We start from the raw sequence: 20,113 nt of genomic DNA, 5'->3' as shown, positions 1-20,113 counted from the left end.
AGGCGGCGTGTCAGTCAACACATCTGGCGACTGACCCTCCGCCTTCGCGAGCAAGCCCGCTCCCACAAGAGGTCTCCATCGTTGTCGATATTTCCATCCGGACAAACAACAAGGGGGCGAATTTTCATCCGCCCCCTTGTATGTCCGCTTATTCCTGCGGTTCTTCTTCGTCTGCGGCAGCGTCGAGGGTTGGCTCGTCGACGCTGTCATCGCTGCCCGCGATCACCTCGCCTTCAAACGTCTCGCCTTCGAGCTCTTCGCCTTCGACTTCCGATGGCTCCTGGACACGCTCCAGGCCTACCAGCGTTTCATCGCTGGCCAGCTTGATCAGCGTCACGCCCTGGGTGTTACGCCCCAGGCTCGACACTTCAGCCACACGGGTACGCACCAGCGTGCCCTGGTCGGAAATCAACATGATTTCCTCGCCATCCAGCACCTGGACCGCGCCGACCAGACGACCGTTACGGTCGTTGCTGACCATGGCGATCACGCCCTGGCCGCCACGCTTGTACTCCGGGAACTCGCTGATAGCGGTACGCTTGCCGTAACCACGGGCCGAAGCAGTGAGGATCTCGCTGCCTTCTTCCGGGATCAGCATGGAAATCAGCTTCTGCCCTTCCGGCAGACGCATGCCGCGCACACCGCGGGCGGTACGGCCCATGGCACGCACGTCGGATTCCTTGAAGCGCGTGACCTTGCCACCGTCGGAGAACAGCATGACTTCACGCTCGCCATCGGTGATGGCAGCCGAGATCAATACGTCGCCTTCGTCCAGCTCCAGGGCGATCAGGCCCACGCTGCGCTGGCGGCTGAAGGATTCCAGCGGAGTCTTTTTCACGGTGCCCTTGGCGGTCGCCATGAAAATGAAGTGACCTTCGGTGTATTCCTCGACCGGCAGCATGGTGGTGATGTATTCATCACTGTCCAGCGGCAGCAGGTTGACCAAGGGACGACCACGGGCCGCGCGGGATGCTTCCGGGATTTCGTAGGTCTTCAGCCAGTACACCTTGCCCTTGCTGGAGAACAGCAGGAGCGTGGTGTGGCTGTTGGCGACCAGCAGGTGAGCAATGTAGTCCTCATCCTTGACGCCGGTCGCCGACTTGCCTTTACCGCCACGGCGCTGGGCCTGATAGGCAGCCAGTGGCTGAGTCTTGGCGTAGCCGCCGTGGGAAATAGTCACCACGCGCTCTTCTTCCGGGATCATGTCACCCAGGGTCAGGTCGAGACGTGCGTCGAGGATTTCGGTACGGCGCACGTCGCCGTATTCGGCGCGGATCACTTCCAGCTCTTCGCGAATCACTTCCATCAGGCGCACGGCGCTATTGAGGATGCGGATCAGCTCGCCGATCTGGTTGAGAATTTCCTGGTATTCGGCCAGCAGTTTCTCGTGTTCCAGGCCAGTCAGGCGGTGCAGGCGCAATTCGAGGATGGCCTGGGCCTGCTCTGGTGACAGGAAGTACTTGCCTTCGCGCAGACCGTATTGCGGGTCGAGGTTCTCCGGACGGCAGGAATCGGCACCGGCGCGCTCGACCATTGCGACCACCGCGCTGGACTCCCAAGGGGTGCTGATCAGCGCTTCCTTGGCTTCCGACGGAGTCGGCGAAGCCTTGATCAGGGCGATCACCGGGTCGATGTTCGACAACGCTACCGCCTGGCCTTCCAGGATGTGCCCGCGCTCACGGGCCTTGCGCAGTTCAAACACGGTACGCCGGGTCACTACTTCACGACGGTGACGGACAAAGGCTTCCAGCAGATCCTTGAGGTTGAGGATGCGCGGGCGGCCGTCGATCAAGGCCACGACGTTGATACCAAACACGCTTTGCAGCTGGGTCTGGGCGTAGAGGTTGTTGAGGATCACTTCAGGCACTTCGCCGCGACGCAGCTCGATCACCACGCGCATACCGTCCTTGTCAGACTCGTCGCGCAGCTCGGTGATGCCTTCAAGTTTCTTCTCTTTGACCAGTTCGGCGATTTTTTCGATCAATCGCGCCTTGTTCAACTGGTAAGGCAGCTCGGTAATGACGATCTGCTGACGACCACCGACCTTGTCGATGTCCTCGATGATCGAGCGGGCACGCATATAAATGCGCCCGCGGCCGGTGCGGTAGGCTTCGATGATGCCGGCGCGACCGTTGATGATCGCGGCGGTCGGGAAGTCCGGGCCGGGAATGTACTGCATCAACTCATCGATGGTCAGCTCAGGGTTGTCGATGAGCGCCAGGCAACCGTCGATGACTTCACCGAGGTTGTGTGGCGGGATGTTGGTGGCCATGCCCACGGCGATACCGCTGGAGCCGTTGACCAACAGGTTGGGAATACGGGTCGGCATGACCGCCGGGATCATTTCGGTGCCGTCGTAGTTCGGCACCCAGTCCACGGTTTCTTTATGCAGGTCGGCCAGCAGCTCGTGCGCCAGCTTGGTCATGCGCACTTCGGTGTATCGCATGGCCGCGGCGTTGTCGCCGTCGACCGAACCGAAGTTGCCCTGGCCATCTACCAGCAGGTAGCGCAGGGAAAACGGCTGAGCCATCCGAACGATGGTGTCGTACACCGCAGTGTCGCCGTGAGGGTGATACTTACCGATCACGTCACCGACAACACGGGCAGATTTCTTGTACGGCTTGTTCCAGTCGTTACCCAGCTCGCTCATCGCGAACAGCACACGCCGGTGCACGGGCTTCAAGCCATCGCGCGCATCAGGCAGTGCCCGCCCGACAATTACGCTCATCGCGTAGTCGAGGTAGGACTGTTTCAGCTCGTCTTCGATATTGACCGGGAGGATTTCTTTGGCCAGTTCGCCCATGAGAAGCCTGATTCCTTTTTCGGGTGAAACCTCGTCACATCCATATGGGACGAACGAAGCTCGCCGCCGCCGGCATGGTGCCTGGCAACGACTTACGACAAATCAACGAGTTAGGACACGGATCTGCGCATTAAGGATCACCCCTTGGGGTGACCCTGGAAACCGCCGAATGTTATCACAATCGCCGCCACGCACCTATCCCCCTGATGCGCATGGAGCATAGTAAGTTGACGGGTGACAGGCTTGACGGCGACGAGAGAGGCCCTGAGGCAAACCTTCGGCGGTTTTTCCAGGGAAAAACGCTCAATGCAAGCGTTTACGACACATCAATTGCGCCAGTTTTGCCGTGTCGGGCCGTTCGACAATGCCTTTTTCCGTGACAATCACGTCAATCAAGTCCGCCGGCGTCACGTCAAACACCGGATTGAACACATCGACCGCAGCCCCGAGCCGCTGGCCGCCGACTTGCAGCAACTCCCCCGCGTCACGCTCTTCAAGGGGAATTTCATCGCCACTGGCCAGCATCCTGTCGATGCTGGAGCTGGGCGCCACCACCATGAAGCGCACACCGTGGTGCATCGCACATACGGCCAATTGATAAGTGCCGATCTTGCTGGCCACGTCACCATTGGCGGCAATGCAGTCAGCCCCGACAATCACCCAGGTGACGCCCTTGGTCTTCAACACATGGGCGCCGGCCGAATCGCTGTTGATCGTGACCGCGATGCCATCGCCCGCCAACTCCCACGCCGTCAGCCGCGAACCTTGTAGCGCCGGACGGGTTTCGTTGACATAGACGCGCTCCACCATGCCATCCAGGAACGCCCCGCGAATCACCCCAAGGGCCGTGCCGAAACCACCGGTCGCCAGGGCACCCGCGTTGCAATGGGTAAGGATCGCCTGAGCATTGCCCTGATGCTTGCGGATCAGGTCGACGCCCAACTGCGCCATGGTCAAGTTGGCTTCGCGATCACTTTCGTGGATCGCCCGGGCTTCCGCCTCCAGGATCGACAGCGGGTCGGCGGGCTCCTTGAGGCGATCCAGCCGGTCGCGCATGCGGTTCAAGGCCCAGAACAGATGCGCCGCCGTCGGACGGGTATCGGCCAGCAGCGCCAGGTCCTCTTCCCATGCCGCCTGCCAGTCGCCGCCTTCGGCGAGCCGCGCACGGGCCGCCAGCACCAGCCCGTAGGCCGCACTGATACCAATCGCCGACGCGCCACGCACCGCCATCGAACGAATAGCCAGCGCAACCTCCGCCGCAGTGGCGCAGGTTATCCAGGTTTCCTCGAATGGCAACCTGCGCTGATCAAGCAGATGCAGGACGCCATCACGCCAATCGATGGCCTTTACCTTCTCCGCAGCCAACAGTCGGTCGCGCATCCCTCACCCCGCACTCATGCACAAAAGCCGCCGATTATAGCGATCCGCCAGCCAAGACGCTCGGGTATACTTCGCCCTTCCTTAATAACAGCCTTGGACGACGCTTCCGATGATGCCACCCGCCGCCCCGCTCGACTTATTGCTCCTGCCAACCTGGCTGGTACCGGTCGAACCTGCCGGCGTAGTGCTCAAGGAACACGGCCTGGGCATCCGTGACGGGCGCATCGCCTTTATCGGACCCCGTACGCAAGCACTGAAATTGGCGGCGACCGAAGTCCGGGAACTGCCTGGCATGTTGCTCAGCCCCGGCTTGATCAACGCCCACGGCCACGCGGCAATGACACTGTTTCGTGGCCTGGCGGACGATTTGCCACTGATGAACTGGCTCGAAAATCACATCTGGCCCGCCGAGGCCAAGTGGGTGGATGAAGCCTTCGTGCGTGACGGCACCGACCTGGCCATCGCCGAGCAGCTCAAGGGCGGCATCACCTGTTTTTCGGACATGTATTTCTTTCCAAAAGTGGCCAGCGAGCGGGTGCACAACAGTGGCATCCGCGCACAGATCGCCATCCCGATCCTGGATTTCCCGATTCCCGGCGCCAGCAATGCCGACGAGGCTATCCGCCAGGGCATCGAACTGTTTGGCGACCTCAAGCACCACCCACGCATCAACATTGCCTTCGGGCCTCATGCGCCGTATACCGTCAACGATGAAAACCTGGAGAAAGTCCGGGTGATCGCCGAGGAACTGGACGCCGTCATTCACATGCATGTCCATGAAACAGCCTTCGAAGTGCAGCAGGCGGTGGAGCATCACGGTGAGCGCCCGCTGACACGCCTTGGCCGCCTGGGTTTGCTGGGACCGCGCTTCCAGGCGGTGCATATGACCCAAATCAGCGAGGACGACCTGACTTTACTGGTAGAAAGTAACAGCAGCGTCATCCATTGCCCGGAGTCGAACCTGAAACTGGCCAGCGGCTTCTGCCCGGTGGAACGTCTGTGGCAAGCCGGCGTCAATGTGGCAGTAGGCACCGACGGCGCAGCCAGTAACAATGACCTCGACCTGCTGGGTGAAACCCGCACCGCGGCCTTGCTCGCCAAAGCCGTTGCCGGCTCGGCCACCGCCCTGGATGCCCATCGCGCGTTGCGCATGGCCACGCTCAACGGAGCCCGGGCGTTGGGCCTGGACAGCCAAATCGGCTCACTGCAAGTCGGCAAGGCCGCGGACTTGGTCGCCTTCGACTTGTCGGGCCTGGCGCAACAACCGATCTATGATCCTGTCTCGCAGCTTATATATGCCACCGGACGCGATTGTGTGAAACACCTTTGGGTCGACGGCAAACACTTGCTCGACGACCGGCAACTGACTCGCCTGGATGAACAACAGTTGTGCGCCACGGCCATTGCCTGGGGCCAACGCATCAGCGGACATACCGAATAACGCCGCGCTTGAGCCCCGCCTCACGCCCGGCAAACCGTTTTATCAGATTTAGAGGATGATCCATGAGCAACGTCGACCACGCTGAAATCGCCAAATTCGAAGCCTTGGCCCATCGTTGGTGGGACCGCGAAAGCGAGTTCAAGCCGCTGCACGATATCAATCCACTGCGCGTCAACTGGATTGACGAGCGCGTCAACCTGGCAGGCAAGAAGGTGCTGGACGTCGGTTGCGGCGGCGGCATCCTCAGCGAAGCCATGGCCTTGCGCGGCGCGACCGTGATGGGCATCGACATGGGCGAAGCGCCACTGGCGGTGGCGCAGCTGCATCAACTGGAATCCGGCGTGAGCGTCGAATACCGGCAGATCACCGCCGAAGCCCTGGCCGAAGAAATGCCCGAGCAGTTCGACGTGGTCACCTGCCTCGAGATGCTTGAACACGTGCCGGACCCGTCCTCGGTGATCCGCGCCTGCTTTCGCATGGTCAAGCCCGGTGGCCAGGTCTTCTTCTCGACTATCAACCGGAACCCGAAAGCCTATCTGTTCGCGATCATCGGGGCCGAATACATCATGAAGCTGCTGCCTCGCGGCACCCACGACTTCAAGAAATTCATCCGCCCTTCCGAACTGGGCGCCTGGAGCCGTCATGCCGGACTCACCGTCAAAGACATCATCGGCTTGACCTACAACCCGCTGACCAAGCACTACAAGCTGGCCAGCGACGTTGACGTCAATTACATGATCCAGACCTTGCGCGAGGAATGAGCCTGTGAAGTTGAAAGCAGTTCTTTTCGACATGGACGGCACCCTACTGGACACCGCGCCGGACTTTATCGCCATCTGCCAGTCGATGCGCGCCGATCGCGGGCTGGCGCCGATCAATGACCAGCATATCCGTGATGAAATTTCCGGCGGTGCCAAGGCCATGGTCGCCGTGACCTTCTCGATGGACCCTGAATCCCCGGGTTTTGAAGCGTTGCGCCTGGAGTTCCTGGAGCGTTACCTGAAAGGTTGCGCCATCCATAGCAAATTGTTCGATGGCATGGGCGAGTTGCTGGCCGATATCGAGAAATCCAAGCTGATCTGGGGCGTGGTCACCAACAAACCCGTACGCTTCGCCGAACCGATCATGCAGCAACTGGGCCTGGCCCAGCGCTCGGCACTGCTGATCTGCCCGGATCACGTGAAAAACAGCAAGCCCGACCCCGAACCCCTGATCCTGGCCTGCAAGATGCTCGACCTGGACCCGGCCAGCGTGCTGTTCGTGGGTGATGACTTGCGCGACATCGAGTCGGGTCGTGACGCCGGCACCCGCACCGCCGCCGTGACCTACGGTTATATTCACCCGGACGACAACCCGCGCAACTGGGGGGCCGATGTGGTGGTGAATCACCCGCTGGAATTGCGCAAGGTGCTGGATAACGCGCTGTGCAGTTGCTGATTGCTCACCGATTCTGCTGACCGGTGAAGATCCAAAGGTGGGAGCGGGCTTGCTCGCGAAAGCAGTGGTTCAGTCAATGAATGTATGAATGGCCCACCGCTTTCGCGAGCAAGCCCGCTCCCACAAGGGATCTCCACAGATCTCAAGTCGGGTGTTTGAAACCTGTTAGTTTTGTTGAGGTTGTTTATGTTTGATTACTCCGCACGCCCAGAATTACTCAAGGACCGGGTCATCCTGGTCACCGGTGCCGGTCGCGGGATTGGCGCGGCAGCGGCAAAAACCTACGCAGCCCACGGTGCCACCGTCCTGCTGCTGGGCAAGACCGAAGCCAACCTGGCCCAGGTCTACGACGAAATCGAAGACGCTGGCCACCCGCAGCCGGTAGTCATCCCGTTCAACCTGGAAACCGCCCTGCCCCATCAATACGATGAGCTGGCGGCAATGATCGAAAAAGAATTCGGCCGTCTCGACGGTCTGCTGCACAACGCCTCGATCATTGGCCCACGTACGCCGATCGAGCAGCTGTCTGGCGAAAACTTCATGCGCGTGATGCACATCAACGTCAATGCGATGTTCATGCTGACCGCGACCTTGCTGCCGTTGCTCAAGCTGTCCCAGGATGCTTCGGTGGTATTCACCTCCAGCAGCGTGGGACGCAAAGGCCGCGCCTACTGGGGCGCCTATGGGGTTTCGAAATTCGCCACCGAAGGCCTGATGCAAACCCTGGCGGACGAACTCGACACCGTCGCCGCGGTACGCGCCAACAGCATCAATCCGGGCGCCACCCGCACCAGCATGCGCGCTCAGGCCTATCCAGGGGAAAACCCGGTCAACAATCCGCTGCCAGAGGAAATCATGCCGGTGTACCTGTACCTGATGGGCCCGGACAGTACCGGTATCAATGGCCAGGCATTCGACGCGCAATAACCCGCTCACCCCACGCCCCGCAGGCGCTGTCGAGCGAAACGAGGCTGCAACTTTCCAGCAATCGCGACGATTTCGACCCGGACAGCGCCTGCGCCAACTTTCCGCCGTCCGGCCCGCGCCCTCAACAAATTCCAACCCTCTGATTCAGCTGGCTTTTTATCGGCTGATGCACATGGCATGAATTTCGCTCTGCTCTACCCGACGCAGGTTGCGCGACATCACGACGCGCGGCATGGGAAGCGGGTTATAACCCTCGGCAAAGCGGACTAAACTGTCACTCAGGGTTTACACAACTGAATGACCAGTAGCACACCCGCACCTGCTGTTCTCATTGAGCCTGTCAGACAGTGTTAGGTGCTTAGAGGCCAGTCCATGAAAACACCGACCCAGACCAACGCGATTGACTTCGACAGTGCCAAATTACAGCGCCTGGGCTTTGGTCGGCCGTCCCTTCTTGCGCGTCGCCCCACCACCCTAGAGCAACTGCGCCAGCAACTGACCCTGCAATTGCAGACCAGCCTGCAGCCGGAACGCATCCTCGGCCTGTTTTTTCGCGAAATTCAGCGGCTGGTCCCCCTGGATGCCCTGCAGTACCGTCACGACAGCAGTGATCTGCGCCTGGAGTACGGCCATCGCGGCCATCACTCGGTGAGCTATGCCCTCAGCCATGAGGGTGAACATCTGGGCGAACTGATCTTCCGGCGCAACCAGCGCTTCAGTGAAGAGGAACAAGGCAACCTGGAGTCGCTGCTGGCCACCTTGCTGTATCCCATGCGCAACGCCCTGATGTACCGCGCCGCAACCCGCAGCGCCCTGCGTGACCCATTGACGGGCACCGGCAATCGCATCGCCATGGACCAGACGCTGCAGCGGGAAATCGACATGGCCAAGCGACATTTGCATCCGCTGTCGTTACTGATGCTCGACATTGATCACTTCAAGCGCGTGAACGATAGTCATGGACATGCCACTGGCGACAAGGTGCTCAAAGCGATCGCCGGGTTGATCAAGAGCCAACTGCGGAACGTCGATATGGTGTTTCGTTTTGGCGGGGAAGAATTTCTGATCCTGCTTTCCAACACCGGCCGGGAGGCCGCAGCGTTGGTTGGCGAGCGCCTGCGAAAGGCGGCTCAGGCCCAGGACTATTGGGCGGATACAACGCGAATCGAATTAACCGTGAGCCTGGGTTGCTCGACGTTGTTGCCGGGAGAAAGCGCCGATAGCCTGCTGCGCCGGGCCGACAGTGCCTTGTACGTGGCCAAGCGCGAAGGCCGTAATCGCCTGGCGTTGGCGGGGTAACCAGGACCCCGCCAAGGTCATATCAAGCTTCGCTGGCTTCCAGCGCATGTCGCTCGCGAGCAACCGGTGCTTTCTCCAACTGCATGCAACGTTCCAGGAACAGGTACATGTAGTCGTAGCTCTTGCAGACCGCTTGTCGCAACTCCACCTGCAGGGCCTTGCTCGGGTTCATCCCGGCCAGGGTGCAAATGATTTCCAGGGCTTCCCAGGGATGCGCGTCATCGTACTGGGCATGCATTTTCAACCACTTCATCGCCCGCTTGCGATCTTCCTCGGGGAACGCCGCCGCATAGACGCCTGTCGAGCACACCACGGCAGACCATTCACCGGTGGCGCCTTCGATCGCATAGTTGGTGGCAGCGATCGCGACGATCAATGAATCCGACGAGCTTGTGTGCCAGCACCAATGGCTCAGGGCATGCAACTCGGGCGGAACATTTTGTGCCTGCAACTCTTCCAGCGTGACGCCATGGGCACGCGCCCAGTGCACCCAATAGTCAGCGTGATTCAGTTCCACGCGAATGTTGCGCATCAACCAGCGTCGCGCCATATCCTCCCCAGGATGGCGGGCAAACTTGGTCTTGGTGAGGTTCTGCGCCATGTACAACGCAAACTGTTCAACCACCGGCCAGCCGCCAATCAGGTAGTGGCGCATGGTCTTGGCGCTGAGCTGGTTATCGCGCATACGCTGGTACAGTTCATGTTCGACAACTCGGCGCTTGCTCTCGCTACAGTCCTGGATCAGTTGCTGAGCCCAGGCGGGATAACTTGAGGCATCCATAAGCGGACCGGTTCTGTTGAATGTGTCGATCACTGTCGGGCTCCTTTTGATGTGTGATATGTACAGACCAGCAAATGTTTCAACGGAACGTGCCAGGCGCCCTGAATAACAGAGGCTGTGCCCGCACAGGTCGACACTGCAAACTATCAAAGGTAAACAATTGCGGACGTTCGATCAGGTAACCCTGAGCGTAATCCACGCCAATCTCAAGCAAGGCCTGCTCGATCTGCGGCGTTTCGACAAATTCGGCAATTGTACGTTTACCCATGACATGCCCGATGTGATTGATCACTTCGACCATTGCGCGGTTAATCGGGTCGTCCAGCATATCCTTTACGAAACTTCCATCGATCTTCAAGAAGTCTACAGGTAAATGTTTGAGATAAGCGAATGAAGACATTCCGGCGCAGAAGTCATCCAGTGAGAATTGGCAACCCAAGGCTTTGAGTTCATTAATAAAACGAATTGCACTGCCCAAGTTGGAGATCGCACTGGTCTCGGTGATTTCAAAACAGATCATTTCTGGCGGAATATTGTAAGCATTGAATTTCTCACGTAAAAAACCGAGAAAGTCGTCGTCTCCAATAGTTATTCCTGACAGATTTATCGCACATACCGCCATGGGCCGGCCGGGTCGCTCGAGCATACACTTGGCAATGATCTTGAATACGTTCTCTACCACCCACCGGTCCAGCGAAGTCATCAAGCCGTAACGTTCGGCGGCCGGGATAAAACTGTTGGGCAAGATGATGCGTCCGGTTTCATCATGCAGGCGCAGCAGAATCTCAATGTGCCCGCAACCCAACTCGGTATGGCCCAGCGGAGCGATTTCCTGGGCGTACAGACAGAACCGGTTCTCTTCCAGGGCAATATGCAGGCGTTGCACCCACGCCATCTCGCCAAAACGCAGAGACAACTCCGAATCATCGGCATGATAGACCTGCACCCGGTTGCGGCCCTTTTCCTTGGCCATGTAACAGGCCATATCGGCGGTCCGCAGCGAAGTCTCCAGGGTGGTCGGGGTTTGCGAGATATGCACCAGGCCGATGCTGACGGTGGTGACAAAAGGCCGGCCCTTCCAGACAAAGTGCAGGCTTTGCACGGTATGGCGCAGGCTTTCGGCGATTTTTTCCGCCATCGGCGGCGGACAGTTCTCCAGCAGGATGCCGAACTCATCTCCGCCAAGGCGAGCCAGGGTGTCGCCTTCACGCAGGTCCGACTGCAACAGCGCGCAGATATGGCGCAACAACTCATCGCCCGCCGCATGACCGCACGTGTCATTGACCAGCTTGAACTGATCCAGATCCAGGAACATCAACGCATGGCGCCCGCCGTGCTGGCGACCGGCGCTGCTTATCACCTGCTCCAGGCGATATTCAAACTCGCGGCGGTTGGCCAGGCCGGTCAGTGCGTCGTGCGTCGCTTGCCAGGACAGGTTGGCGATGTACTGACGTTCCTGGGTCATGTCGTGCAACACCAATACCGCGCCACTGACTTTGCCGGCACTGCGAATCGGCGCGCCCACCAGGGTCACGGACACCGTGCTGCCGTCCACCCGCTGGATCAACTTCGAATGTTCACTGCCACCGCTGAGTTGGCCAGCGAGAATATGCTCGATCAGGGTAAACCCATCGGCCTGGATATTTTCATCGAGCAAATTGAACAACGCGGCCAGGGGCAATCCTTGGGCCTGAGCAGCCTTCCAGTGGGTCAGTGCCTCGGCCGCCGGATTCATATAGGTGATGGCTCCGTCGACATCCGTACTGATGACCCCGTCGCCTATGGATTCCAGGGTAATCTGTGCCCGCTCCTTTTCCAGCTCCAGGGCATCGGCAAAAGCGCGGCGCTGGGTCAGCAACTTGCGGGTGCGCAAAAGCGCCAGAGCGATCAAGACCAGTGCCGTGGCGAGATTGATCACCAGCAGCATGCGCAAAATCACCCGCGACCCCTCGCCCAGGGCATCACTGAAGGCTTTGGCGGCCGGTGTCACGCCGTCATTGATGGCAAAGATGCGGGCTTTCCAGCGTTTCACATCGCCATCGCTCACCTGATTGCCAAGAATCGCCCGGTGCATCTCCTGCGCCAACGCATCCAGTTGCACCAGGTAGCCATTCCCCACCGTCCACAATTCGATAGCCTTTTCCAGGTAACTGAAATGCCGAAAATTGAGGTACAGCCAAATCAGGCTGGAAACGTCATCACGATGATTGCCACCCTTGAGAATACTCAGGCGTGCCGCGCTCAGGTCAGGCGTCGGGCGGTCCAGGGCGAGCCGCAGTTCATGCCCGCCCTGGGGCACCGCAATCGCGTTCTGGTATTTGAGGAAGGTGGCTTCGTCACGACTGTCGGCGTACAGCGTCAGGTAGTAGATGGCATCTTTCTGTCCCTTGGACCATAAGCTCTCACCTGCGACGTACCCACGCACCGCCGACAGCACGTAGAGACTGACGCCACCCAGTAATGCCTGGAACAGCACCACGGCGATAAATGGCCAGACGATGCCCAACAACCGTGGCGTTCCGAAAGTCCGCTTTTGCTTCATGAGGTCCCTTGCACATGCACCGCCAAATACGCACGCGAATCCAACACGCCCCGAGCGCACAGCCTAAGCTAAATCAACGTACTTGTTGCAGATGACCGTAAAGTTTTGCGTATAACCCGCCATCGGCAATCAACTGCTGATGGTCACCGTCTTCGGCAATATGGCCACCGTCAAATACCAGCACCCGGTCCGCCTGCTTCACCGCCGACAAACGGTGGGCGATGATCAGTGTAGTACGACCACTGAGAAACCGCGTCAGTGCCTGGTGCAGGTTGTATTCGGTAGCGGCATCGAGAGCCGACGTGGCTTCATCGAGAATCACTACCTTGGGTTCGGCCAACACCATTCGCGCAATGGCCAGGCGCTGACGCTGCCCACCGGAAAAACGCACTCCGGACCGTCCCACTACGCTGTCCAGGCCCAAGGGGAGAGCCTTGACCGTAGCGTCCAGTTGCGCGATTTCCAGCGCCTGCCAGCAGGCTTGATCGCTGCGGTCGCGGCCCATGGTCAGGTTGGCGCGCACGGTGTCGTTGAACAAGGCTGGGTGTTGCAGCACCACCGCGAGGTTCTCACGGATCGTGGCAAGACCGATTTCCTGCTGGGTTGCACCGCCGTAACGGATGCTGCCCGACTGCGGCGTATAAAGTCCCAGCAACAACTGCACCAAGGTACTTTTGCCGCCACCGCTGGCGCCGACAAGCGCCACCTTCTCACCGGGCGCAATGATCAGGTCAAGCTGGTCGAGCACCCGCTCCTCGCCGTAACCGAAGCTCAGGCCGCGCACCTCGATCCCCACCGTTTCCCGCCCAACAAAAGGATCGGTTACCCCGGCGTATTGCGGCTCGTCGGCCCGCGCCAGCAGTTCGTTGATTCGCGTCAGCGCCCCCCCTGCCGCGTAGTAGGCGTATTGCAGATTCAGCAACTGCTCCACCGGGCTGATCATGAACCACAGGTAACTGAACACCGCGAGCATCTGCCCGATGGACAGGTCGGAAAACAGTACCGTGAGCATCGCCGCCGCGCGAAAGATGTCGATGCCGAACTGGAACAACAAGCCGCTGGCACGACTGGAGGCATCGCTTCTCCACTGCGAGTTGACCGCAAAGTCCCGCACTTCCTGGGCTCGCCGCCCCAGCCGGCCGAGGAAAAATCCTTGGCGGTTGCCCGCGCGGACTTCCTGGATGGCGTCGAGGGTTTCGGTCAGCGCCTGGGTAAACCGCGAGGTGCTGTCATTCTCCAGCTTTTTCAGGTGCTTGACCCGCTTGCCCAACTGCACTGTGGCGTAGATCACCAACGGGTTGAACAACAGGATCAACAGCGCCAGTTGCCAGTGCATCCACATCAGAATCGCGGAAGTGCCGACCAACGTCAGCATGGCCACCAGGAAACGGCTCAGGGTTTCACCGACAAACTTGTCCAGCGTGTCCAGGTCAGTCACCAGGTGCGTGGTCACGGTGCCGCTGCCCAGGCTTTCGTATTCACTCAGCGATATCCGCTTGAGCCGCTCGATCAGCCGGACGCGAATACGGTACACAATGTCCTTGGCCAGCCGCGCGAACAGCCGGGCTTGCAGCACGTTGAACAGCAGCGCGCCGCAACGCAGCACCAGGGTGAGCAACAGCATCAAGCCAATGTAGCCCGCGGCCTTCTGCCAACCCAGCGGCAGCGCATGGTTCATCACCTTCAAGGCGGCGTCGCCATGACCCAGCAGCACTTCGTCCACCAGCAACGGCAACAGCAAGGGAATCGGCACGCTGCACAGGGTCGCGAGTACCGCGACGCCATTGGCAATCCACAGGGATTTCTTGTGATGCAAGGCCAGGCGGCGAACTTCCGCCCAGGTCAACCGATCGACACGCTGGACCTGCTCGGCAGACGGCTCAGGCACAGGCAGCGCGCTCCAGCCAGCGGCCGAGCAACGCAGACAGCTCGGACAGGGGCTGGTAGCCGTTGGTCAGCAAGGCCAATTGACCATTACGCTCGGCCAGCATCGTCGGGAAGCCAGCCACGCCCAGATCCTGGACCCAGGTGAAATCAGCGGCCGTGGCCGCGTGCTGGTCGGCACGGTCGAACGCTTCGGCAAACTCGATGCGCGGTATACCCGCCTGTTCGGCCAGTTCCACCAACACGCTGGCGAGGGTCACGTCGCGCCCTTCCACATAAAACGCACGCTGGATCAGCCCCAGCAGTGTCCAGGCACAATCCGGCGCCAGGCCGCGGGCGGTGACGATCGCCCTGCACGCGGGCTCAGTGTCGTAGACAAAGCCCTCGGGCAGCGCCCCTTCCCGATTGAACGGTTGGCCAGTGGCTTCAGTGACTGCCTGCCAATGCTCGAGGATGTAGCGCCGAGTCGTCGGCTCCAGCGCCGCGCCACTGCCGGTGCGCAAGCCGCCCACCACCAGATGCAACTCGACGCCGGCAGCTTGCGCCTGCTTCACCAGCGCCTCGGCCACCGGCGCAAAGCCCCAGCACCAGGAACACATGGGGTCCATTACATAGAGCAGGCGCGCGGACATGGCTCAGGCCTCGGAAGATGGTTGCTTGTAGTTGTAGCCAATCGGGTGCGGCATATTGCGGGCCTTGGCCAGCTCAATCTGCTTCTGCCGGTCGATCGCGCTGCGACGGGTTTTCTCGGAGAGCTTATCCCAACAATGCGGGCAACTGATGCCGGCCACATAATGCTCGGACGCCCGGTCTTCGACACTGATGGGGGTTCGGCAGGCATGGCATTGATCGTAGTCGCCTTCGCTCAAGTCGTGGCGCACGGTGACACGATTATCGAAGACAAAGCAGTCGCCCTGCCACTTGGTTTCTTCCTGAGGCACCTCTTCGAGGTATTTCAAGATGCCGCCCTTGAGATGGTAGACCTCATCGAAGCCTTCGCTGAGCATATAGCTCGAGGCCTTTTCACAGCGAATACCGCCGGTGCAGAACATCGCGACTTTCTTATGCCTGGCCGGGTCGAAGTTGGCTTTGATGTAGTCGGGAAATTCGCGAAAACTGGTGGTTTTCGGGTCGATTGCGCCTTCAAAGGTGCCGATCGACACTTCATAATCGTTGCGGGTATCGATCAACAGTACTTCTGGATCGCTGATCAGCGCGTTCCAGTCCTTGGGGTCGACGTAGGTACCGACTTTCTTGTTCGGGTCGACGCCTTCGACGCCCAGGGTCACGATCTCTTTCTTCAGCTTGACCTTGGTACGGTAGAACGGCTGCTCATCGCAGTACGATTCCTTGTGATCGAGGTCGACCATGCGCGGATCATGCTTGAGCCAGGCGATTAAGCCATCAATGCCTTCGCGGCTGCCGGAAACAGTGCCGTTGATGCCTTCTTCGGCGATCAGCAAGGTGCCTTTGATGCCGTTGTCGACCATCGCCTTGAGCAGTGGCTCGCGCAGGGCAACGTAATCTTCAAGGGTGACGAACTTATACAGTGCCGCCACGACAATCGGGTGTGTCATGGGTATCTCTCCAGGTGGCTACCCTCGTAAAGGGTGAACCGGATGCAAAAAAAAGCGCCAACCGTGTGGCGCGCTGCGGATTCTAACAAAATCCGCATGACGTTAGCATCGACTCTGATAGGCGCGGAGTTTCAAATTGCCATGGTGGCATGGCAGACCGGGTCGACGCCTGGAATGGACCACTCCTGTGGCGAGGGGGCTTGTCCTGTGGTGAGGAGGTCTGTCCTGTGGTGAAGGGGTTTGTCCTGGGGTGAACTGTGGCGAGGGGGCTTGTCCCCCGTTGGGCTGCGCAGCAGCCCCAGTCAGGAAAAACGCGGTGTATCAGACAATTCTCGGCGCCCGGTTTTGGGGCTGCTGCGCAGCCCACCGGGGGACAAGCCCCCTCGCCACAGGACAAACCCCTTCATCACAGGACAAGCCTCCTAGCCACAGGACAGCCCCCTTAGTCACAGTGTGGGTTTCAGGCTGGCTTCAATGTCCGCCCGCGCACGTCGGCGAAGCCGGGGCGGCGTCGATTTGCGCCCACTCTGCAGGCGTGTAGGTATGCAGCGCCAGCGCATGAAACTCACTCATCAGGTCACCCAAAGTGGCATAGACCTTCTGGTGGCGCTTGACGCGGTTCAGCCCTTCGAACTGCTGGCTGACCAGCACGGCCTTGAAGTGGGTCTGTAACCCGCGGCTGTGCATATGACTTTCATCCAGCACGCTCAGGTGCTCAGGGCTCAGGCCGCCAAGTGCCGTCTCTATACGCTGTTGCATGGTCATTCCCGGCTCCACTTACTTCTTCACAGGGGCGGCGGCTTTCTTGGCTGGCGCCAGTTCGTTGGTCATATCTTCCAGCAACTTGTTCACCACCGGTACCGCGCTTTCCAGCTTGGCCTGGGTCAACTGGGCCGATTGCTGGGTCAACTGGGGCATTTTTTCCAGGACTTTTTTGCCCAGGGGCGACTTGTAGAACGCCACCAGCTCCTTGAGCTCGGATTCGCTGAAGTTGCTGGTGTAGAGCTTGACCATGTCAGGCTTGAGCTTTTTCCAGCCGATAGCCTGATCCAGGGCGGCGTTGGCCTTGGCCTGATAGCTATCGAGGACAGTTTGCTTGGCGGCAGGCGCCTTGGTCTGCTCGAAACGCTGGGCGAACATTTGCTGCACTTGCATGTACACCGGGGTACCCAGCTTGTCGGCATGGGCCAGGGTAAGGAAGGCTTCGGCGCTGGCGTTGTGGCTGGCGGTATCGGCAAGAACCTGGCCGCTGGCGCAGACCAGAGCAACCGCGGTACAGATGGCACGAAGACGAGTCATCGAGTTTCCTTTCTAGCAGGCGAGGTAAGACCCCAAGGGCGCTCATTCTGCGCCTAAAAAACGCCGCGACTCAACCCCACACCTTGCAGCACCTGGTTTTGCGGGGATTCACGGCAAAAACCGTTCATTGAAAGGTGTTCAATGGAACCCCTCGGTCCAGGCAGGGCCTAAACTGCGCTAACCGACTTAAGGAGGGTCCTCGCGATGAGCCGTATTGAAACCGACAGCCTGGGAGACGTACAGGTCCCGGATGACGCTTACTGGGGCGCGCAGACCCAACGTTCACTGGTCAACTTCGCTATTGGCGAGCAACGCATGCCGTTGGCGGTGCTGCACGCCCTGGCGCTGATCAAGAAAGCCGCCGCACGGGTCAATGACCGTAATGGCGACCTGCCCGCCGACATCGCCCGGTTGATCGAGCAAGCGGCCGACGAAGTGCTCGACGGGCAGCACGATGACCAGTTCCCGCTGGTCGTCTGGCAGACCGGGAGCGGCACACAGAGCAACATGAACGCCAACGAAGTGATCGCTGGCCGCGCCAACGAACTATCCGGCCAACCCCGTGGCGGCAAAAGCCCGGTACATCCCAACGATCACGTCAACCGTTCCCAGAGTTCCAACGACTGCTTCCCCACCGCCATGAACATTGCCGCGGTGCAAGCGGTGCACGAACAATTGCTGCCGGCGATCCGCGAGCTGTCCGGAGGACTGGCCGAGTTGTCGGCGCGCCATATGAAGCTGGTCAAGACCGGACGCACCCACATGATGGACGCGACGCCGATTACCTTTGGCCAGGAAGTCTCGGCGTTCATCGCACAACTGGATTATGCCGAACGCGCGATTCGCAGCGCCCTGCCCGCGGTCTGCGAGCTGGCCCAGGGCGGTACGGCAGTCGGCACCGGCCTCAATTCGCCGCATGGCTTTGGCGAAGCTATCGCCGCGGAAATCGCCGCGCTGTCCGGCCTGCCGTTTGTCACCGCGCCGAACAAATTCGCCGCGCTGTCAGGGCATGAACCGCTGACCACCCTGTCTGGCGCCCTGAAAACCCTGGCCGTGGCCCTGATGAAAATCGCCAACGATCTGCGTCTGTTGGGCTCGGGCCCGCGTACCGGGCTGGCCGAGGTCAAGCTGCCGGCCAACGAGCCAGGCAGTTCGATCATGCCCGGCAAGGTCAACCCGACCCAATGCGAAGCGCTGTCGATGCTGGCCTGCCAAGTGCTGGGCAATGACGTGACCATCGGCTTTGCCGCAAGCCAAGGGCATCTGCAGTTGAACGTGTACAAGCCGGTGATCATCCACAACCTGCTGGAATCGATCCGCTTGCTGGCTGACGGTTGCCGCAACTTTCAGGAACACTGCATCGCCGGCCTCGAACCGGATGCGGAGCAGATGGCTCAGCACCTGGAGCGGGGCTTGATGCTGGTGACAGCCCTGAATCCGCACATCGGCTATGACAAGTCGGCGGAAATCGCCAAGAAAGCCTACGCCGAAAGATTGACGTTACGCCAGGCAGCGCTGGACCTTGGCTACCTCACTGACGCAGAGTTCGATCAGTGGGTACGTCCGCAAAACATGCTCGAGGCGGGTCACTGAGACAACAAGCGGGTGCGCCGGGCCTTGAGCCCGGCGAACAACGAGGGCGCCAAGGCTATCGTCGCTGAACCCAGCACCACCAATACCGCCCCGCCATAACCCAGTCCATTGATTTGCTCGGCATGCACATAATCCGGCCATAACCAGGCTGCGGCAGCCACCGCCACGAAGGTCACCAGCGGCGTAATCGCCAAGGTCGCGCTCACCCGCGACGCTTCCCAATGCGCCAGCGCCTCGGCAAATGCGCCGTAGGCAATCAGCGTATTGAAACAGCAGGCGAGTAACAGCCAACCTTGCAGCGGGCTCAATTGCAGCGCTTCCATGGGATGCGCCCAAGGCGTCAACAGCAGGGCGCAGGACAGGTAGATCACCATCATTACCTGCAACGAATTCCACACCGTCAGCAGTTGCTTCTGACCCAATGCGTAGAGCACCCAGATTGTCGTCGCCAGAAGAATCGTCAGCACGCCCGAGGTGTAGGCACCCAGAGACGTCAGCAGCTCCGCCAGACGCTGGTTGAAGAACAGCGCGAAGCCGATGATCAGCACCAACAGACCCGCGCCCTGCCCCAGGCTGAAACGCTCCTTGAACACAAAGACGCTGGCGATCATCAGAAAGATCGGCCCCATCTGCACCACCAGTTGCGCAGTGCCGGGGCTCAATAGTTTCAGCCCCACCAGATACAGCACGTAGTTGCCCACCAGGCCACACACCGCCATCGCCACCAGCCAGCCGCCCTTCGGGCCGAGCGCGCGCGGGTTGGGCAGGCGTCTCACGGCGGCCAGGTAGATGAACAGAAAGCTGCCGGCGACCATCAGGCGGAACCAGGTGACGGTGATCGGATCCATCACCTGCAGCACCTGTTTGAGCTTGATCGGCAGAATGCCCCAGAGCAGCGCGGTCAGCAGGGTCAGCGATAAACCGTAGACCCAGCGGCCGGAGGAGATGTGCATGAGTGCCCCAGAAGCCAGAGGAGGTGGATCGGCATTCTAAGGGCAAGTGCGTGACTTGGGCTACGCCGCAGTTCAACTGTGGGAGCTGGCTGTCGTGGCGAATGCACAGGCGACAGAGATGTATCAGGTGTAAGCATTGCAAATGTGGGAGCGGCGGTGCGACGATTCGACTTGCTCGCGAAAGCGGTGTGCCAGAG

At 60.1% G+C, this 20,113-nt stretch carries 16 protein-coding genes; 6 read left to right on the top strand and 10 right to left on the bottom strand.

Annotated features, from left to right (window positions below; all coding sequences use genetic code 11):
- Positions 1–148 precede the first annotated feature (148 nt).
- Entirely contained in the window at positions 149–2,803 is a 2,655-nt protein-coding gene (gene gyrA / locus AC6CIA_RS15240; protein WP_339532806.1) for a DNA gyrase subunit A, read from the bottom strand.
- A 303-nt stretch (positions 2,804–3,106) separates the two neighbouring features.
- Positions 3,107–4,183 carry an S-methyl-5-thioribose-1-phosphate isomerase gene (gene mtnA, locus AC6CIA_RS15235; RefSeq protein WP_498313140.1) on the bottom strand — a complete coding sequence of 359 codons (1,077 nt, stop codon included), beginning with the start codon at positions 4,181–4,183 and terminating at the stop codon, positions 3,107–3,109.
- Between the two features lie 109 nt (positions 4,184–4,292).
- Between mtnA and AC6CIA_RS15230 the strand changes: the two genes are divergently transcribed.
- The 5 genes from AC6CIA_RS15230 (at position 4,293) to AC6CIA_RS15210 (ending at position 9,287) form a co-directional block, all read left to right on the top strand.
- The gene (locus tag AC6CIA_RS15230; protein WP_339532808.1) at positions 4,293–5,624 is read left to right on the top strand and encodes a TRZ/ATZ family hydrolase; all 1,332 of its coding nucleotides are present in this window, start codon (positions 4,293–4,295) and stop codon (positions 5,622–5,624) included.
- Between the two features lie 62 nt (positions 5,625–5,686).
- Entirely contained in the window at positions 5,687–6,385 is a 699-nt protein-coding gene (gene ubiG / locus AC6CIA_RS15225) for a bifunctional 2-polyprenyl-6-hydroxyphenol methylase/3-demethylubiquinol 3-O-methyltransferase UbiG (RefSeq protein ID WP_498313137.1), read from the top strand.
- Between the two features lie 4 nt (positions 6,386–6,389).
- Positions 6,390–7,061: an N-acetylmuramic acid 6-phosphate phosphatase MupP gene (gene mupP / locus AC6CIA_RS15220; protein WP_339532810.1), complete on the top strand. Its 672-nt coding sequence runs from the start codon at positions 6,390–6,392 to the stop codon at positions 7,059–7,061.
- A gap of 186 nt (positions 7,062–7,247) precedes the next feature.
- Positions 7,248–7,988: a YciK family oxidoreductase gene (locus AC6CIA_RS15215; RefSeq protein WP_498313135.1), complete on the top strand. Its 741-nt coding sequence runs from the start codon at positions 7,248–7,250 to the stop codon at positions 7,986–7,988.
- 372 nt (positions 7,989–8,360) lie between these two features.
- Positions 8,361–9,287, top strand: coding sequence for a GGDEF domain-containing protein (locus tag AC6CIA_RS15210; protein WP_498313133.1), 927 nt, complete (start codon positions 8,361–8,363; stop codon positions 9,285–9,287).
- A 22-nt stretch (positions 9,288–9,309) separates the two neighbouring features.
- Here AC6CIA_RS15210 and AC6CIA_RS15205 read toward each other — a convergent pair whose 3' ends face one another.
- The 7 genes from AC6CIA_RS15205 to AC6CIA_RS15175 form a co-directional block, all read right to left on the bottom strand.
- The gene (locus AC6CIA_RS15205) at positions 9,310–10,068 is read right to left on the bottom strand and encodes an iron-containing redox enzyme family protein (protein WP_498313131.1); all 759 of its coding nucleotides are present in this window, start codon (positions 10,066–10,068) and stop codon (positions 9,310–9,312) included.
- Positions 10,069–10,147: 79 nt separating this feature from the next.
- On the bottom strand, positions 10,148–12,610 hold the full coding sequence (locus AC6CIA_RS15200) for an EAL domain-containing protein (protein ID WP_498313129.1): 2,463 nt from the start codon (positions 12,608–12,610) through the stop codon (positions 10,148–10,150).
- A 73-nt stretch (positions 12,611–12,683) separates the two neighbouring features.
- Complete coding sequence (locus tag AC6CIA_RS15195) at positions 12,684–14,498, bottom strand: ABC transporter ATP-binding protein (RefSeq protein WP_498313128.1); 1,815 nt, start codon at positions 14,496–14,498, stop codon at positions 12,684–12,686.
- Positions 14,491–15,126, bottom strand: coding sequence for a DsbA family protein (locus tag AC6CIA_RS15190; protein WP_498313126.1), 636 nt, complete (start codon positions 15,124–15,126; stop codon positions 14,491–14,493). The genes AC6CIA_RS15195 and AC6CIA_RS15190 overlap by 8 nt, the downstream gene beginning before the upstream one ends.
- 3 nt (positions 15,127–15,129) lie before the next feature.
- Complete coding sequence (trhO, locus tag AC6CIA_RS15185) at positions 15,130–16,071, bottom strand: oxygen-dependent tRNA uridine(34) hydroxylase TrhO (protein WP_339532817.1); 942 nt, start codon at positions 16,069–16,071, stop codon at positions 15,130–15,132.
- Positions 16,072–16,542: 471 nt separating this feature from the next.
- Positions 16,543–16,836, bottom strand: coding sequence for a BolA family protein (locus AC6CIA_RS15180; RefSeq protein ID WP_498313123.1), 294 nt, complete (start codon positions 16,834–16,836; stop codon positions 16,543–16,545).
- Between the two features lie 12 nt (positions 16,837–16,848).
- Positions 16,849–17,370, bottom strand: a complete 522-nt coding sequence (locus AC6CIA_RS15175) for a DUF2059 domain-containing protein (RefSeq protein ID WP_084378115.1) — start codon at positions 17,368–17,370, stop codon at positions 16,849–16,851.
- A 204-nt stretch (positions 17,371–17,574) separates the two neighbouring features.
- Between AC6CIA_RS15175 and AC6CIA_RS15170 the strand changes: the two genes are divergently transcribed.
- Positions 17,575–18,963 carry a class II fumarate hydratase gene (locus tag AC6CIA_RS15170; RefSeq protein ID WP_498313121.1) on the top strand — a complete coding sequence of 463 codons (1,389 nt, stop codon included), beginning with the start codon at positions 17,575–17,577 and terminating at the stop codon, positions 18,961–18,963.
- On the opposite strand, the gene AC6CIA_RS15165 is transcribed toward AC6CIA_RS15170, so the two are convergent.
- On the bottom strand, positions 18,957–19,916 hold the full coding sequence (locus AC6CIA_RS15165) for a DMT family transporter (protein ID WP_498313119.1): 960 nt from the start codon (positions 19,914–19,916) through the stop codon (positions 18,957–18,959). The two genes, AC6CIA_RS15170 and AC6CIA_RS15165, sit on opposite strands and share 7 nt — an antisense overlap.
- Positions 19,917–20,113 lie beyond the last annotated feature (197 nt).

This window comes from Pseudomonas sp. GQ91, from assembly GCF_059758795.1.
Note: the sequence above shows the minus strand (reverse complement) of the source record. Positions and strands in the feature narration are given on the sequence as shown.